This is a genomic window from Kitasatospora griseola (genome assembly GCF_044999035.1).
GTDB lineage: Bacteria > Actinomycetota > Actinomycetes > Streptomycetales > Streptomycetaceae > Kitasatospora > Kitasatospora griseola.
In genome coordinates, this window is the sequence record NZ_CP173360.1 from 4,043,759 (window position 1) to 4,059,360 (window position 15,602).

At 73.3% G+C, this 15,602-nt stretch carries 12 protein-coding genes and 2 pseudogenes; 1 reads left to right on the top strand and 13 read right to left on the bottom strand.

Translation table 11 applies throughout. The annotated features are described in order from the left end of the window. Positions 1-9: 9 nt before the first annotated feature. From fabG to ACI1MP_RS18220, 13 genes and pseudogenes are all read right to left on the bottom strand, one after another. Positions 10-762, bottom strand: a complete 753-nt coding sequence (gene fabG, locus ACI1MP_RS18160) for a 3-oxoacyl-ACP reductase FabG (protein WP_380333872.1) — start codon at positions 760-762, stop codon at positions 10-12. Further along, positions 759-1,787, bottom strand: coding sequence for a 2,3-diaminopropionate biosynthesis protein SbnB (sbnB, locus tag ACI1MP_RS18165; RefSeq protein ID WP_380333871.1), 1,029 nt, complete (start codon positions 1,785-1,787; stop codon positions 759-761). The genes fabG and sbnB overlap by 4 nt, the downstream gene beginning before the upstream one ends. After that, entirely contained in the window at positions 1,784-2,839 is a 1,056-nt protein-coding gene (gene sbnA / locus ACI1MP_RS18170; protein ID WP_100588962.1) for a 2,3-diaminopropionate biosynthesis protein SbnA, read from the bottom strand. Before sbnA ends, sbnB begins: the two co-directional genes overlap by 4 nt. Continuing rightward, positions 2,836-5,178 carry a lantibiotic dehydratase gene (locus tag ACI1MP_RS18175; protein ID WP_404869036.1) on the bottom strand — a complete coding sequence of 781 codons (2,343 nt, stop codon included), beginning with the start codon at positions 5,176-5,178 and terminating at the stop codon, positions 2,836-2,838. Before ACI1MP_RS18175 ends, sbnA begins: the two co-directional genes overlap by 4 nt. Further along, on the bottom strand, positions 5,175-6,380 hold the full coding sequence (locus tag ACI1MP_RS18180) for a PLP-dependent aminotransferase family protein (protein WP_404869037.1): 1,206 nt from the start codon (positions 6,378-6,380) through the stop codon (positions 5,175-5,177). The genes ACI1MP_RS18175 and ACI1MP_RS18180 overlap by 4 nt, the downstream gene beginning before the upstream one ends. Positions 6,381-6,393: 13 nt before the next feature. Next, positions 6,394-6,642 carry an acyl carrier protein gene (locus ACI1MP_RS18185; protein WP_035864761.1) on the bottom strand — a complete coding sequence of 83 codons (249 nt, stop codon included), beginning with the start codon at positions 6,640-6,642 and terminating at the stop codon, positions 6,394-6,396. Further along, on the bottom strand, positions 6,623-8,206 hold the full coding sequence (locus tag ACI1MP_RS18190; RefSeq protein WP_404869038.1) for a class I adenylate-forming enzyme family protein: 1,584 nt from the start codon (positions 8,204-8,206) through the stop codon (positions 6,623-6,625). The genes ACI1MP_RS18185 and ACI1MP_RS18190 overlap by 20 nt, the downstream gene beginning before the upstream one ends. Next, positions 8,193-9,143: an ACP S-malonyltransferase gene (locus ACI1MP_RS18195; protein ID WP_189275085.1), complete on the bottom strand. Its 951-nt coding sequence runs from the start codon at positions 9,141-9,143 to the stop codon at positions 8,193-8,195. The genes ACI1MP_RS18190 and ACI1MP_RS18195 overlap by 14 nt, the downstream gene beginning before the upstream one ends. Before the next feature lie 67 nt (positions 9,144-9,210). Next, on the bottom strand, positions 9,211-10,005 hold the full coding sequence (locus ACI1MP_RS18200) for an ABC transporter permease (RefSeq protein ID WP_100588967.1): 795 nt from the start codon (positions 10,003-10,005) through the stop codon (positions 9,211-9,213). Then, entirely contained in the window at positions 10,005-10,982 is a 978-nt protein-coding gene (locus ACI1MP_RS18205; protein ID WP_363478576.1) for an ABC transporter ATP-binding protein, read from the bottom strand. Before ACI1MP_RS18205 ends, ACI1MP_RS18200 begins: the two co-directional genes overlap by 1 nt. A 209-nt stretch (positions 10,983-11,191) precedes the next feature. Then, the gene (locus ACI1MP_RS18210; protein ID WP_404869039.1) at positions 11,192-12,871 is read right to left on the bottom strand and encodes an LCP family protein; all 1,680 of its coding nucleotides are present in this window, start codon (positions 12,869-12,871) and stop codon (positions 11,192-11,194) included. Positions 12,872-12,996: 125 nt separating this feature from the next. Further along, positions 12,997-13,696: pseudogene (locus ACI1MP_RS18215) on the bottom strand (phosphorothioated DNA-binding restriction endonuclease); the annotation flags it as partial. A gap of 62 nt (positions 13,697-13,758) precedes the next feature. Continuing rightward, positions 13,759-13,851 (bottom strand): annotated as a pseudogene (locus tag ACI1MP_RS18220) (hypothetical protein); the annotation flags it as partial. 510 nt (positions 13,852-14,361) lie between these two features. On the opposite strand from ACI1MP_RS18220, the gene ACI1MP_RS18225 reads away from it, so the two are divergent. Next, positions 14,362-15,576, top strand: coding sequence for a PP2C family protein-serine/threonine phosphatase (locus tag ACI1MP_RS18225; RefSeq protein WP_380333863.1), 1,215 nt, complete (start codon positions 14,362-14,364; stop codon positions 15,574-15,576). Positions 15,577-15,602: the final 26 nt, after the last annotated feature.

Sequence of the window (15,602 nt, forward strand, 5' to 3'; positions counted from 1 at the left end):
TGAGGGGGGTCAGCTGTAGAGCATCCCGCCGTCGACGGTGAGCACCTTGGCGGTGATGTACGAGGCCGCCGGGCTGGCCAGGAAGACCGCCGCCTGCGCGACCTCCTCCGGGGTGCCCATCCGGCCCAGCGGGATCGCCGCCGCGGCCTCCTTCAGCTGGGCGCGGGGCACCTTCTTCACCATGTCGGTGTCGATGAAGCCCGGGGCCACCACGTTGACCCGGATGCCCTTGGCGGCCCCCTCGTAGGCCAGGGTCTTCGCCATCGCGATCACCCCGCCCTTGGAGGCGGCGTAGTTGGCCTGGCCGACCCGGCCGGCGATGCCCGAGGTGGAGGCGATGAAGACGATCGACCCGCCGCTCGCGTACATCTGCTTGGTGGCCTCACGGGCCGTCAGGAAGGCGCCCGTCAGGTTGGTGGAGATCACCTCCTGCCACTTGGCGGCGCTCATCGCCGCGAAGTGGCCGTCGGCGGTGATGCCGGAGTTGAGGACCGCGACGTCCACGCCGCCCCAGGCGGTGCGGATCTCCTTGTACATCGCGGCGACCTGCGCCTCGTCGGACACGTCGGCCTGCACCAGCAGCGCCTTGCGGCCGAGGCCCTCGATCTTCTCCGCCAGCTGCTCGGCCTTGCCGGCGCTGGAGCGGTAGTTGAGCGCGACGTCGCAGCCGTGCTCGGCCAGGTGCAGCGCGATCGCCGCGCCGATGCCCCGGGAGGCCCCGGTGACGACGGCCCTGGTGCCTTCGGTGAACAGCTGACTCATGCCGCGCTCCCGGCGAGGTTGGAGGTGACCTTGTGGCTGCCCGGGTCGAAGCCCTCGACCTCGGTGCCGAGCCCGTGCTTCTCGGCGTGGTTCAGCACCGCCTCGGCGACCGCCAGGTCCAGCACGCCCAGTCCGAACGGGGCGAACACCACGGTGCGGGCGGCGGGCAGCTCGGCGGTGCCGTCGAGCAGCGCGCCGATCTCGGCGGTGACGAAGCGGCGGTGGCCGGCCTGCTGCTCGGCCTTGTGCAGCGAGGTCTGCTCGCGGATCGCGTGGTCCGCGTCGTCGGTGACGTTGACCGCGCCCAGCACCGAGGCCACCGACAGGTCGCGCAGCGACAGGTGCAGGATCACCTGCCCGTGCGGGCGGTTCGGGTGGTCCGCCAGGTCCAGCCAGTACGAGGAGTCGGTGGTGGCGATCGAGACCGTGTCGGCGGACAGCGCCTGACCGAGCGTCGCCGCCTTGAACTCGACGCCCGGGTACTCGGCGGCCAGCTCCGCGGCGAACACCTTGGCCCGCTCCGGGAAGGCGTCCTGCAGCAGCACGGTCCGCAGGTCCTCGTGCACCTGGGTGAGGAAGTGCACCACCTGGCTGTTGATGGTGCCGCAACCGACCAGGCCGATCGTGCGGACCTCGCGTCCGGCGTTCAGCAGCCCCGAGGCGAGCGCCGCGCCGGCCGCGGTGCGGACCGCGGAGATCTGGCTGCCCTCCATCAGGGCGAGCGGGTAGCCGGACTCCAGGTCGTTCAGGATGCACAGCGAACTGGCGCGCTGCATGCCCCGGTTGACGTTCTCCGGGAAGGACGAGATCCACTTCAGGCCCATCACCGGGGCCGGTCCGCCGAGGTAGGCGGGCAGCGCGATGATCCGCGAGTCGGAGCGGTGCAGCGGGCGCAGGAAGGTCGAGAACGGGAGGTCGGACTTGCCCTGGCTGTGCAGCACGTAGGCGTTGCGGACCAGGTCGATCACGGTGGAGTCGAGGTCCGCGAGCGCGGTCCGGACATCCTCCCGGCCGAGGATCCTCATGGCTGGGTCCCTTCTTGGTCGGTCTGCGGCAGGTACTGCCGGAGGTAGGACTCCACCCACTGGTCGTCGTAGATGGTGTCGAGGTAGCGGTCGCCGCCGTCCGGGAGCACGGCGACGCAGGTGGCGCCCGGCTCGATCCAGTCGGCGGACTGCTGCAGGGCGGCGATCACCGCGCCGGACGAGCCGCCGGCCAGGACGGACTCCTCGGCCAGCAGGCGGCGGCAGCCCCGGATGCACTCCGAGTCGGTCACCTTGACCACCCGGTCGGCGAAGCCCGGCCGCAGCAGGGCGGGGACGACCGCGGCGCCGTGGCCGGGGATGGTCCGCCTGTGCGTGGACTCCCAGGGCTCCGGCGGGCCGAAGATCACACTGCCCACGGCGTCCACCGCGACCACCCGGGTGGGCAGCCCCTGGTCCTGGATGAACTCGGCGCAGCCGCGCAGGGTGCCGGTGGTGCCGGCCGCCAGGAACAGGTAGTCGGGGGCCTCGGGGAGGGCCTCCACGATCTCCCGCATGGTGGTGTGGTGAGCGCGCGAATTGTCCTCGTTGGCGTACTGGTTGGGCCACCAGGCGTCGGGGACGGTGGCCAGCAGGTGCTTGACCCGGCCGATCCGGGCCGGCAGGAACTCGCCGGTGGCGGGGTCGCGGTGCTCAACCACCTCCACCCGGGCGCCGTAGGCCCGCATGATGGCGAGGTTCTGCGGGGTGGTGCGCGGGTCGACCACGATGATCAGGCCGAGCCGGTAGAAGTTGCAGAGCTGGGCGAGCGCGATGCCCAGGTTGCCGGAGGAGGACTCCACCACGGTGGACACCCCGGGCACGATCCGGCCGGTGGCGATGGCCTGTTCGACCATCGACTTGGCGGCCCGGTCCTTGATGGAGCCGCCGGGGTTGAACCGCTCGCACTTGGCGTACACCTGGAAGCGGTTCGGCGGGAAGAGTCGGTCCAGCGCCACCAGCGGCGTGCCGCCGATCGTGGCGACGATGTCGGGGTCCGACGGACGGTGCGGGCGGACCCGCAGCCCGGCGCCGTCGGGGACGAGCACGGTCATTCCGGCACCTTTCGGCTGATCTGGAGCCGAAGCTCACTGACGTACTGCTCGCCGTCCGCGTCGGGCAGCCAGGACTCCTCGGGGGCCGGCAGCGGTTCGCTGACGGTCACCCTGGCGTCGGGGTCCGACTGCACCGCCCGGCGGACGAGGTTGGCGAAGGAGAGCACCAGCGTCGGGCTGGTGAAGTCGACCAGGGACGGCTTCGTCTCCTCGGGGAACTTGACGAAGGCCCGGTCGGGCAGCGCGTTGTCGGTGACCCAGCGGCGCACCGCCAGGTAGTCGCGGCTCCGGTCGGCCTTCGGCGCGAGGGCCACGCCGGTGGCGGGCAGCCGCCAGGTCTCCCGGAACAGCACCAGGTCGTCGAGGGTGACCCGGGGGGCGTGCGGCCGGTCCAGGCCGATCTTGAACGCGTCGCAGGCGATGATCGAGATCAGCACCGCGAGCAGTTCGGAGAGCGTCCGGGTACGGCCGTCGGAGGTGGTCGCGGTGATCGTGCCGTCGTGCTCGGCGAGGGTGATCGCGACGGCGGGTTCGATCCGCTCCCGCTGGTCGAACGGGGCACGGGTGAAGCCGATCAGCCGGTCGCCCGCACCGATCGGGGCGGGCACCATGCGGCCGCTGTTGCGCTTCCAGCCGACCGGCAGCAGCGGCACCAGCCGCTCGCCGCCGATCGCCCGGTTGACCTTGTCGCGCAGCGAGCCGGCGTCGGCCGTCCAGTCCAGGAACGGCAGGTCGAGGGTGGCCAGGCAGGCGTGCAACTCGCCGAGCACGACCAGGTGTTGGCCGTTGTTGACGGCGTCCGCCGAGCGGGCCACGATCTGCAGGTCGGGGCTGTGCACCGCGAGGTGCGGGGAGCGCACCGGGCCGGTGGCGAACACCTCCCGGGTCTTCGCGGCGATCTTCTCGACGCTCAGGTCGATCCGGGTGGCGCCCTCGGGCACCTCGCCGATGACCTCGCGCCACTTCAGCGCCAGCTCCCGGACGGCCTGCTGCACGGGGTGGTTGTGCTCGCCCCAGAACAGCGCCAGGGTCTGCGGCCAGACGTCGGCGAGGGTGACGGCGACGCCGGGGCGCTGCCGCTCGGCGGCCTTGCGGACCAGCGCGACCACCTCGGCCTCGACCAGTTCGGCGAGCCGGTTGCCGAACCAGTCGGCGGCGTCGGCGACCAGGGCGAGCGGGCGGGCGATGCCGTCCAGGAAGTCCCGGCCGAGCTCCATCCGGCAGTCCCGCAGGGTGTCCTGGTAGACCAGGGTGCGGCCGGCGTACGCCTTGCCCTCCTCGCGGGAGGCGGCCTGGCCGGTGGTCTCCACGAAGTACGCGTCCAGCGCGTCCAGCGCCTCGACCAGCTGCTCGGCGCTCCCGGCCCGGTCGATCCCGCCCTTGTGGCGGGCGAGTTCGGCGAGCACCGCGTCGTAGCGGACGAACAGTTCGGGGTCGCCGATCGCCGAGACGCGGCGGCGCAGCACCTCCTCGGCGCGCACGTCGACCGGGATGTTGGCGTCCCAGCCGAGCACCCGCTGCCGCAGCAGCCGGTTCAGCACCTTGTCGACGGTCGTGCGGGCGGTGGCGGCGTCCCAGCCGTGGTCGGCGACCAGCAGGTCGGTTATCTGCTCGGCGTTGCGGTCGCCGTCGGCGAGCCGCAGCACCTGGCCGTCCTCGGGGCGCAGCCGGACGGTCTTGCGGTTGGCCAGCACCAGCTGCTCGCCGTCCAGGTGGACGTCCGGGCGCAGCATCGGCGGGAACCACCAGCGGGCGCCGGGCTGTTCGGCCATCCAGTCGGCGATCGCGGCGACCGTCCAGCGTTCCAGCGAGGTGCGGGCGGCGGCGACCAGGGCGGGGCCGTGGTCGATGGCGATGGCCTGCTGGGTGCGACCGACGCCGATCCAGGCGCCGGGGCCGAAGAAGCCGATGGTCTCGGCCTTGGCGCAGTAGCGCAGCCAGTACATGGCGAGGGTGCGTTCGCGCTGGCGGCGCTTGGTCTCCTTGCCGCCGGGGGCGGCGAGCGAGTCGAGGATGCGGAAGACGGTGCGGTTCTGCCAGGCGATGGCCAGGCGGAGCTCGGGGTCGGTGGCGAGGGCGGCGAGCCGGGCGGCCTCGGTGTCGACGTCGGCCCGGTAGGCGGTGTCGAAGTCCTCGGCGGTGCCGTCGCCGGCGGCGAGCCGGGCGGCGGCGGCCGGGGCGAGGGTGCCGCCGATCAGGTCGAGGCCGGAGACCGGGAAGCCGGCGTTGCGGAGCAGTCCGACGCCCCAGACCTGCCAGTTGGAGCCGGCCAGCGGGTGGAGCGGGGCGAAGTCCGCCCAGTCCACGGCGCGGGCGGCTTCGACGGCGGGCGCGGTCATCCCGACACCTCCGCCAACTCGGGTGCCCCGATGGGGGTTTCGGTCAGCGCGGCGGAGAGCCGGGCGATGCCTTCGGTGATCTTCTTGCGCGGCACGTTGCTGAAGCACAGCCGGATGCCGTCGTTGTGCTCGCCGTCGACGGAGAAGTGGCCGCCGGGGACGAAGGAGACGCCGTGCGCGGCGGCGGCCTGCGCGTAGCGGGTGGCGTCGGCGCCGTCGCGGTGGCGCAGCCAGAGGTAGAAGCCGCCGTCGGGGCGCTGCCAGGTCCACGGGCTGTCGGCGCCGAGCTCGGCGTCCAGCGCGTCGGCCATCAGGGTGCAGCGTTCGCGGTAGCTGTCCCGGTAGCGGTCGATCAGCTCGGTCCAGCCGTTGCGGGAGTAGTAGGCGGCCAGCGTGCCCTGGGCGAGCGCGGACGGCGAGAGCGAGATGATCTCGGCGACCCGGGCGAGGTCGAAGCGCAGGTGCTCGGGGGCGGCGATCCAGCCGGAGCGCAGGCCGGGGGCGAAGATCTTGGAGAAGGTGCCGAGGTAGACCACCTGCTGCGGGTCGAGGGCCTGGAACAGCGTGGTGGTGGCGCCGTCGAAGCCGAGCAGGCCGTACGGGTTGTCCTCGATCAGCAGCAGGTCGAGTTCGCGGCAGGCGGTGAGGATCTCGGCACGGCGCGGGACGGAGAGGGTGGCGCCGGTCGGGTTCTGGAAGGTCGGGTTGACGTACAGCAGTCGGACGGTGCGGCCTGCTTCTCTCAACTCGCGGACAGCGGTGCGCAGTTGCTGCGGGTCGAGGCCCTGGGCGTCCTCGGGGGCCGCGTGCAGTTCGAGGCCGGCGGTGCGGAAGGCGGCGGTGGCGCCGGGGTAGGCGGGGGTCTGCACCAGGATGGTGTCGCCGGGGGTGCCGAGGGCGAGGGCGACGGCGGTGAGGCCCATCTGGGAGCCGCTGGTCGGGATCAGGTTGTCGGCGCTCGCGTGGCCGTCCTCACGGGCCATCAGGTCGGCGACGGCGGGCACGAGGGCCTTGGCGACGTGCGGGGTGGTGTACTGCAGGGCGAGCTTGCCGCCGAGGCGGACGAGTCGGGCGAGCTGCTGGGAGATGTCCCCCAGCGGGAGCACGTCCAGGTCGGGCAGTCCGCCCGCCAGGGATATGACGTCCCCGCCCCGCTCGAACAGCCGGGGCATTTCGGCCGCGGGTCTGGTGTCGGTCCACATGGCTGGCGGTCCCTCAGACTCGGGCCGGGGCGGCGTCGGCGGCCCAGGCCTGCACGTAGCGGAACAGTCCGGCCGGGGAGGCCAGCGCCGGGTCGGCGAGGGCGTCGGGGTCGACCTCGATGCCGAACTCCTCCTCGACGGCCATCACCAGGGCGATGGTGTGCAGCGAGTCCACGCCCAGGTCGACGAGCGGGGTCTCGGAGTCGGTGACCTGCACGGAGCAGATCCGCTCGACGAGCTGATCAAACTGCGACTGGTTCATGGCTGCCCCTCGGGGATGCGGTGACGGTCTGGTGGATTCGGTGGTGCTCGGCCGCGACGACGGCGGCTGCGGCGGCGGCCGCTTCCGCGGCTTCGGCCGCTGCGGCGGTGGCGGCGTCGACCAGGCGCTTGGCGGCGGCCCGGTCCGGCTTGCCGTTGGCGGTCAGCGGGACGGTGTCCAGCGGGACGACCCGGTCGGGCATCCGGCTGGGGTCGAGCCGGCCGACCAGCGCGGCACGGACCTGCTCCGGCGGGAGGGTGCCGTGCACGGCCAGCAGCAGCGGTCCGCCCTCCTCCTCGGGGCGCAGCGCGACGGCGGCGGTGACGCCGGGGAGGCGCTCGGCGGCGTCCTCGATCTCGGTGAGGGCGATCCGCATGCCGCGGCGCTTGATCACGTCGTCGTCGCGGCCGACGAAGTAGAGCCGTCCGTCCTCGTCGAGCCGGCCGCGGTCGCCGGTGTGCAGTTCCAGCGAGCCGTCCGGGCGGCGGATGAAACGGTTCTGCTCTTCCAGCGGGATCCGCCAGTAGCCGGCCATCACGGTCGGTCCCCACACCACGATCTCGCCGGTCTCGCCGGGGCCGAGCTCGGCGCCGTCGGCCGCGACGATCCGGACCCGGTCCCCGGGGATCGGCGGGCCGACCGAATCGGGGTGCCCGGCGTACTCGGCCGGGTCGAGGATGGAGATCCGCTTGCACTCGGTCATGCCGTACATCGAGGCGAACTCGGAGCCGGGGAAGACCTCCAGCAGCTCCGCCATCACGGCCCGGCCGGGGCGGGCGCCGGTGTTGGTGAACAGCCGCACCCGGGTGGGCCGGTGCAACTTGCTCTGCAGCAGGTGGAGCATCTGGGCCAGCGAGGGCACCAGCGGGACGACGGTGACGCCGGTGCGCTCGATCAGCCGGAGCAGTCCGACGTCCTCGCTGCGGCGGGCCAGCACCAGGGTGCCGCCGACCAGGGCGGACAGCAGGGCCTGGTAGAGGCCGTAGTCGAAGGAGAGCGGCAGCCGGCACAGCACCACGTCGTCCTGCCGGTAGCCCAGGCAGGCGTTGATCGCGTCCATGGCGGCGAGCATCTGGCGGTGCGGGCAGACCACGCCCTTGGGGCGGCCGGTGGTGCCGGAGGTGTAGATCAGCATCGCCACCGCGTCCTCGTCGACGTCGGCGCGGTGGCCGTCCTCGGCGGAGGCGAGCACCTGCTGCCAGGCCTGCTCGACGTCGACGGTGCGGGCGGCGCGGGCACCGGCCGCCGGGCGGCAGACGGCCAGCGCGGCCCCGGAGTCGGCCACGATGTGGTCGATCTGCTGGTCCGTCAGGTCGGGGTGGACCGGGACGAAGATCGCCCCGATCCGCAGGGTGGCCCAGAACAGGGCCAGGAAGGAGCGGTCGTTGCCGCCGGCGTACACCACCCGCTCGCCGGCGGTGAGGCCCTGGCCGCGCAGCCAGCCGACCGCGCGGTCCACGGCGGTGCCCAGCTCGCGGTAGTTCAGGGTGCCTTCGCCGTCGGTCACGGCGGGGTGGTCGGCCCGCTCCAGGAGCGGGTGGTCGAGCAGGTCAGACACCGGCATGGACGGCCACTCCCTCGCTGATCGCGGCGACGGCGAGCCGCTCCTGGGCCCGGGCGACGTCCCGGGCGGTGTTCACGGACAGCACGTCCAGCCCGGGGTGCCGGCGCTTGAGCAGGTTGGCGAGGGTCTTGGCGGGCGGCAGCGAGATCGTCGTCTCCGGCGCCAGTTCGCCCAGTCGGTCCAGGCAGAGGTCCCAGCGGACCGGGCTGACCACCTGCTGGACCAGTCGGCGGCGGATCTCCGCCGGGTCCTCGACGAGCGCGCCGTCCGCGTTGGACAGCAGCGGCTGCGTCGGCGGGGCGAACGGCACCGCCTCGGCGGCGGCCGCGAAGGTCTGCCGGGCCGACTCCATGAACGGGGTGTGGAAGGCGCCGGCCACGGTGAGCGGCTTGACGGTGGCCCCGGCGGGCGGGGCGGCGGCCAGCTGCTCCAGGGCCGTTCCGAGACCGGCCGCGACGATCTGGCCGGGGCCGTTGAAGGTCGCCGGGGTCAGGCCCAACTCGGCTATTCGTGCCAGGACTTCGCTCTGCTCGCCGCCGACCACGGCGGCCATCGAGGTGGGCGCCTCGGCGCAGGCCGCGGCCATCGCCCGGCCGCGGATCGCGGCGAGCCGCACCGCGTCCGCGGGCTCCAGCACCCCGGCGTACACCGCGGCGGTGAGTTCGCCGACCGAGTGGCCGGCCGCCACCGCCCCGCCCGGCCGGGCGGCGCCGGCCAGGGCGTGGTGGGCGAGCAGTCCGGCGGCGACCAGCAGCGGCTGGGTGTGCTCGGTGCGGGCGATCTCGGCGGCCGGGGCCTTGGTGCCGAGGTGGACCAGGTCCAGGTCGGCGGCCTCCGACCAGGCCCGCACCCGCTCGGCGGTGGCCGGGTCGCGCAGCCAGGCGGCCAGCATGCCCGGGGTCTGGGAGCCCTGACCCGGCGCAATGAATGCGAACATTTGTTCGAACCTCCTTTCGAGTGGGGCCTGCGCCCGGCGCAGGAGCGCGGGCTTCGGTGGGGGACCGCTACGGGCGGCCGGTGGACTTGCGGAAGCGGCGGATCGCCAGGAACGAGAAGCCGGCGAACCAGGCCAGCAGGTTGAACACCGCGCCGGCCACGCTGGAGTGCTCCCCGTGGAACGAGAAGCCGTCGTTCAGCGGGTACCGGGCCAGCGTCGCCACCCCGTACATCGGGGTGTAGCGGGAGATCTCCAGCATCACGCCGCTGAGCGGGATGAACAGGTTGCCCAGGAAGGCGAGGGCGGTCATGGTCAGGCCCGGCATGTGCATCACCACGTCGGGCTTCAGCGCCAGGCCCATGCCGATGCCGAGCGCGGCGAACACCGCGGCCCCGACCCAGGCCACCAGCAGCGACGTCACCCAGACGTTGGCGTCGGCGTGAGCGCCCGTCAGCGCACCCAGCGCTCCCACGATGGCGACCGGGACACCGGCCATCAGCACCGAGCAGAGCACCTTGACCAGCAAGTAGCCGGGCGGGGTGAGCGGACTCATGGCGATCGTCCGCATCCAGCCGACGGACTTCTCCACCGAGATGGTGGCGGCCGAGCTGACGGCCGCGGTGGCCGCGCCGTACACCGCCTGGCCGATCATCATCCAGGCGGCGAAGTTGCCGTGCGGCAGGTCGGCCCCGCCGGACGGGGCGGTGCGGAACAGGGCCAGGTACAGCACCGCGGGAAGCAGCACCGTGAAGATCGTGGTCTGCCGGTTGAACCGGCGGCGCAGCTCGTAGCGGACGAAGGTCGGGTTCACCCCGTTGAAGACCGAGGTGCGGGCGGCGGCGGGCGCCGTGGCGGCGGCCATCAGACGTTCTCCTTCTGGGCGTTGGCGGCGCTCTCGACGCGGCCGGCGTTCTCGGTGATGGCCATGAAGGCCTCCTCCAGGCTGCGCGGCGCCACCTCGATGTCCCGCGCCTGCGTCTCGCCGACCAGCACCCGCAGCAGCGCGTCCGAGTCGGTGCAGGTGAAGTAGGTGCGCTCGCCCCGGACGGCGCTGGAGCGCACGCCCGGCGTCCGGGAGACCAGACCGGCCTCGTACGGGCTGAGCACCGCCGAGACGGTGCGACCGCTGGTCGCGGCGCGGATCGAGGAGGCCGAACCGTCGGCCACCACCGCACCCTTGTTGATCATGACCACCCGGTCGGCGAACTGGTCCGCCTCCTCCATGTAGTGGGTGGCGAACATGACCGTCATGCCGCGCGCCGCGTCCTCCCGGACGGCCGCCCAGAAGTCCCGCCGCGCCACCACGTCCATGCCGGCCGTCGGCTCGTCCAGCACCAGGAAGTCCGGCCGGGACAGCAGCGCCAGCGCGAACCGCAGCCGCTGCTGCTCACCGCCCGAGCAGGCCGCCACCCGACGGGCCCGCAGCTCGGTGATGTTCGCCCGCGCCATGCACCGCTCCGGGTCCGCGCCCGGGTGCAGCGAGGCCAGCATGTGCACGGTCGCCTCGACCGTCAGATCCGGCAGCAGACCGCCGGACTGCAGCACCGCCGCCACCCGCCCGGCCCGCACCGCCTGCTCGGGGCTCACCCCGAACAGCCGCACCTCGCCCTCGTCCGGCCGGGTCAGCCCCAGCAGCATGTCGATCGAGGTGGTCTTGCCCGCGCCGTTCGGCCCGAGGAACGCCACCACCTCGCCCCGCCGAATCCGCAGATCCAGCCCGTTGACGGCGGTGAACACCTCGCCCTTGGCATTGGTGAACCGCTTGACGACACTGGACAGTTCAGCCGCCAGGGGGGACGCCGTCCCCCTCGACGCCGTACGGTTCTGGTAATCGATCATCATCCGAGTCCTCACGATTCGGCGGAGGTTCGCCTCTTGTGAGCACTACTCTCCCGGCCCCCCCTATCGCCCCGAACCGGCCCGGCTATCGGCCCCCTATCCCGCTCCCGCTCGCCGCCCTCCCCGCACGACGCCCGTGATGGGAACGCCTTCCGCCACCCCGGTGGCGCCCGCCCGTCCGCGCCGCCGGGTGCGGTCTCGACACCGCGTCAGGGCGCGGAGACCGGCACGTCCTTGCTGCGGGCGAACGCCTGCACCGGCGTCATGCTGCCGAAGCCGGGCAGGCTCACGGTCTTCTCGTGGCTGACCTGGGTGCAGTTGCCGTCGTTGTCGGCGGTGACGGCGTCGGCGCCCTTGAGCGCGGCGGCCGGGGCGGCCGGGGCGCCGTTCGCACCGGCGGGGTAGCTGGTGCCCTGCGTCCAGTCGGCGCCGATCACCAGCTCGATCGAACTGCCGGTGCCGGCCTCGACGGCGGTCTCGGGCACGCCGAGCGCGGCGGCCACCTGCTTGGCCTCGGCCGCCTTCCCGGCCGGGTAGCGGACCGCGGTGCGGTCGGCGGCGGTGTCCTTGCCCGTGGAGGTCTCGCGGGAGAAGCCGGCCGACTTGAGCGCGTCCGCCAGCGCGGTGGCGCGGTGCGCCGCGCCGCTTCCGTTGCGCACCAGGACGGCGATGTTCTTGCGCGGCGTCGCGTCCGCGGGCGGCGCGGCCGGCGCGCTGGAGGAGGGCGCGGCGGGCGGCGGCGAGGAGGGCGCGGTGGCCGCGCCGTTCGGGTCGGCGCTGAGCGACTGGTCGTTCTTGACCGTCGTGAACAGCTTCTTCGCGTCCGGGCCGGCCACCAGCCGGTTCTCGTCCTTCGGGTCGGCCTCGGTCTGCATGGTGGTGAAGGTGACCCGGGACGGCGGCACCTTGTTCAGGTCGTCGGCCAGGCCGACCAGCTTGGTGATCCCGTCCAGGCCGGGGTCGACGGTGAGCGCCTTGGTGGCGGCGTCGGCCAGCGACAGCACCTTGCCCGGATCGGTGAGCGTCCCGGCACTCTTCAGCTGGCGGATCATCGACCCGAGGAAGGCGTGCTGGGCGCTCGCCCGCCCGAGGTCGCCGCCGTCCCCGAAACCGTGCCGGGTACGGACGAACTGCAGCGCCGCCATGCCCTTCAGGGTGTGCGAGCCCTTGGCCAGCTTGAGGTGCGAGTACGGGTCGTACACGTCGTCGCTGACGCACACCGGGACGCCGCCCACCGCGTCCGACATCTTGATCACGCCGACGAAGTCGACCTTGATGAAGTGGTCGATCGGTATGTCGGTGAGCTGGTGCACGGCGGCCACCGTGCAGCCGGGGCCGTACTGCAGCGTGGAGTTGATCTGCCCGCGGCCCGCCTTGGACGAGGTCTTGTGCTCCTTGTCCACGCAGCCCGGAAGGTTGGTCATCAGGTCGCGGGGGATGCTCATCACGGTGGCGTTGGAGCGGTCCGCCGAGACGTGCAGCAGCAGTTGGACGTCGGCGTTGGCGCCGGCCCCGCACTCGCTGCCGCCGATCTCGCAGTCCTCCGGGTTGTCGCGGCCGTCGGAGCCGATCACCAGCACGTTGATCGGGGTGCGCCCGAACTCGTCCGGCACCTCGTGCCCGGCGTCCCCGCTCTCACCGGCGAACAGCGGCGCGGACTTGATGTTGCCGTTGTACCGCATGTACAGGTAGCCGCCCGTCCCGACGGTCACCACCACCAGCCCGGCCACGCTCCAGGCGACGATCTTCAGCCCGCGCCGCCGCCCCTTGCGCCCACGCTTCGCCGCCCGCCGGGCCCCGGCCCGCCCCTCGTCCCCCGAACGCTGCCGGGGCACCTTCCCCCCGCCCCCGTCCGCCACCGGCTCGACGGTCTCGGCCTGTCCGCCCATCACATCGCACCCCCGTCGCCCGGCCCCTCCGAGCTTGTCTCCTCCTATTAGATGCACGGCCACCTCCCGATGTTTCACCCGGGGTTGCGATCAGCCCTGCAGAGCCGCCCAGTTGGCCATCCGCCCTACCCTGCACCGACGCCGACCGCCACCCGGGGCAGGCCGCGGGACACCTGCCGCGCATGCCACTCCCGGTGCTGCCGCGCGGGAGGGTTGCCCGTCTGCGGCCCGAGGACCGGCCGGCCGACCAGGGCGAGCGCATGCTGTCAGTCGGCCTCGCTGCGGCCGACGAAGCGCTGGGAGACCAGGATGCGGTGATCTCCCCCAGGCCGAGAACGCCCTTGCCGAAGAGCTTGTGGTGCAGCGAGCACAGACACAGGCCGTTCGCGACCTCGTCCGGCCCGTCGTGCGACCACCAGCGCACGTGCGCAGCCTCCAGCCCGACCGAGATGGGGCCGAGCATCCCGTCGTAACCGCAGAACGCGCACTGGAACTCGCAGGCCGTGAGTATCGGTTCACGCATCCGCCGGGCCGCGGCATCGAGGCCGGTCACCGCGCCCGTCTCGGCGAGCTCCGGATCGAGCCCGACCGCCTCGCACAGCTCCAGGTGCAGCGACGGCGGGAAGCGGGTGTCCAGCAGCACCCGCCCCAACCGCCCGAGCAGCGACGGCTCCCGGCGGAGCGCGGCCCGGAGCCCCGACGCGAGCCGCCCGGCCGCCCCACTGGAGCGGAGCACCCCGACGCCACTGCCCGGACTCCCCGCCCCCGGTCGGTCCGCACCTCCCACACCTCGTCACCGACCAGGTGGTGGAAGGGGTGGTGAGGTACGGGATCTGGATTGCTCGGGCAAGGGCTGACAGGTCGTCCACCGTGGGTGGCGTGACGGCCCGCTCCCACAGGCCAACTGTCTGTCGGTCCCGGCCGATCGCCTCGGCCGGCCACTCCTGGCTGAGCCCACGCTGGTGCCGGAAGTGGCGGATCCGGACCGAAGCCGCTGCGCCGACGCCTCCCGTTCCCCACCCGCTCCGACGCCCCGGTCGGGTCCGCCCTGGACTTCACCCGCCGGGCCCTGTCCGGATGGCACCTGTCGGGGCTGCACCCGGTCGGCCCCACCTCGCCGACGACGCCCTCCTCGCGGTCGGCGAACTGCTGTCCAACGCCTGCGACCACGGTGGCCGGCCGCGCTGCCTCGCACTCAAACGCCTCCCCGACGCCGTCCGCGTCACGGTCGGCGACCGAAGTTCCGTCCTGCCCCGCCGCCGGCTCACCGAGCCCGGGGCGCCAGGGGGCCGCGGCACCGCCGTCCTCAACCGGCTCACCACGGGGTGGGGAGCGATGGCGAGGAGCGGCAGAAGGCCATGTGGGCGGGGTTGCGGTCGGGGCGGCGCAGCCGTCCCGCGCCGGGGGCGGGCCGGGCCGATGTCGGGCGTAATGGAGAGGACCGGTCCGTCGGGCCGGGCGCGAGGCCCGGGGTGGTTCGGGAGGCAGGTATGGCGGTGAGCGGCGACGGCGGGCGGCGGTCCGCGGCGGGCCCGGGCCGGACCGCGAGGTCCGGGGAGCACCTGCTGGATGTGCTGCTCGACCGGGCGCGGGAGTTCGCGCCGCCGCTGATCGCCCCGCTGGTCGCCGAGGCGGTGGCCGAGCTGGGCGGCCGGGAGCCGGCGCTGCTGTTGCAGGACTACGGCCAGTCGGTCCTGGTCCCGCTGCCGGGCGGCGGTCTGGCCGAGGGCCCGCCGCTGCCGATCGCGGATTCCGCCGCGGGCGAGGCGTTCCTGCGGGGTGCCACGGTGGAGGTGCCCCAGGAAGACGGGATGCGGGTGTACCTGCCCCTGCTGGACGGCGGGGACGAGGCGGGGGTGCTGGCCTTCACCCTGGACGCGGTCGGGGACGGCGACCGCTTGCCGCTGCGACGGCTGTCGGCCCTGGTCGCGGACCTGCTGATCACCAGGAGCGGCTACACCGACCTGGTCTTCCAGGCCCGGCGACTGGAGCCGATGAGCGTGGCCGCCGAGATCCAGTGGTCGCTGCTGCCGCCGCTGTCGATGTCCGTGCCCCGGGTCGCGGTGGCCGGCATCCTGGAGCCCGCTTACCAGGTGGCCGGCGACAGCTTCGACTACGCGCTCAACGGCGACGTGCTGCACGTCGCCACCCTCGACGCCATGGGCCACGGCCTGGACGCCGCCACCATGGCGACGGTGGCCGTCGGCGCGTACCGGCACGCCCGCCGCGCGGACGTCGGACTCGCCGAGATCTACGCCTTCATGGACCGGGCCATCGCCGAGCAGTTCGGCCCCGACCACTTCGTCACCGCGCAGATGATGCGGCTCGACACCGTCACCGGCCACCTCCAGTGGGTCAACGCCGGTCACCCGAAACCGCTGCTGATCCGCGACCACGCGGTCGTCGAGCGGCTGGAGAGCGCCACCACCCTGCCGGTCGGGTTCGGCGGCGAACAGCCGGTGATCAGCGAGCGGGAACTCCGGCACGGGGACCGCGTACTGTGCTTCACCGACGGCCTGGTCGAGGAACGGGGCGCGAGCGGCGAGCAGTTCGGCGAGGAGCAGCTGATCGACTCGGTCGACCGCATCGAGCGCTCCCGCTCCGGCGTGCGGGCCACCGTACGTGCCCTCTCGCACGCGCTGAAGGCCCGCCGGGGCGGGCACACCAGCGACGACGCCACGCTGTTCCTGATCGAGTGGCGCTGAGCGGCCCGGGAGCCGCCGGCGGCGGA

Bases quoted from the DNA above. Each gene is read 5' to 3' on its own strand.
- fabG (WP_380333872.1), bottom strand. From the start codon at position 762: ATGAGTCAGCTGTTCACCGAAGGCACCAGGGCCGTCGTCACCGGGGCC.
- sbnB (WP_380333871.1), bottom strand. From the start codon at position 1,787: ATGAGGATCCTCGGCCGGGAGGATGTCCGGACCGCGCTCGCGGACCTC.
- sbnA (WP_100588962.1), bottom strand. From the start codon at position 2,839: ATGACCGTGCTCGTCCCCGACGGCGCCGGGCTGCGGGTCCGCCCGCAC.
- ACI1MP_RS18175 (WP_404869036.1), bottom strand. From the start codon at position 5,178: ATGACCGCGCCCGCCGTCGAAGCCGCCCGCGCCGTGGACTGGGCGGAC.
- ACI1MP_RS18180 (WP_404869037.1), bottom strand. From the start codon at position 6,380: ATGTGGACCGACACCAGACCCGCGGCCGAAATGCCCCGGCTGTTCGAG.
- ACI1MP_RS18185 (WP_035864761.1), bottom strand. From the start codon at position 6,642: ATGAACCAGTCGCAGTTTGATCAGCTCGTCGAGCGGATCTGCTCCGTG.
- ACI1MP_RS18190 (WP_404869038.1), bottom strand. From the start codon at position 8,206: ATGCCGGTGTCTGACCTGCTCGACCACCCGCTCCTGGAGCGGGCCGAC.
- ACI1MP_RS18195 (WP_189275085.1), bottom strand. From the start codon at position 9,143: ATGTTCGCATTCATTGCGCCGGGTCAGGGCTCCCAGACCCCGGGCATG.
- ACI1MP_RS18200 (WP_100588967.1), bottom strand. From the start codon at position 10,005: ATGGCCGCCGCCACGGCGCCCGCCGCCGCCCGCACCTCGGTCTTCAAC.
- ACI1MP_RS18205 (WP_363478576.1), bottom strand. From the start codon at position 10,982: ATGATCGATTACCAGAACCGTACGGCGTCGAGGGGGACGGCGTCCCCC.
- ACI1MP_RS18210 (WP_404869039.1), bottom strand. From the start codon at position 12,871: ATGGGCGGACAGGCCGAGACCGTCGAGCCGGTGGCGGACGGGGGCGGG.
- ACI1MP_RS18225 (WP_380333863.1), top strand. From the start codon at position 14,362: ATGGCGGTGAGCGGCGACGGCGGGCGGCGGTCCGCGGCGGGCCCGGGC.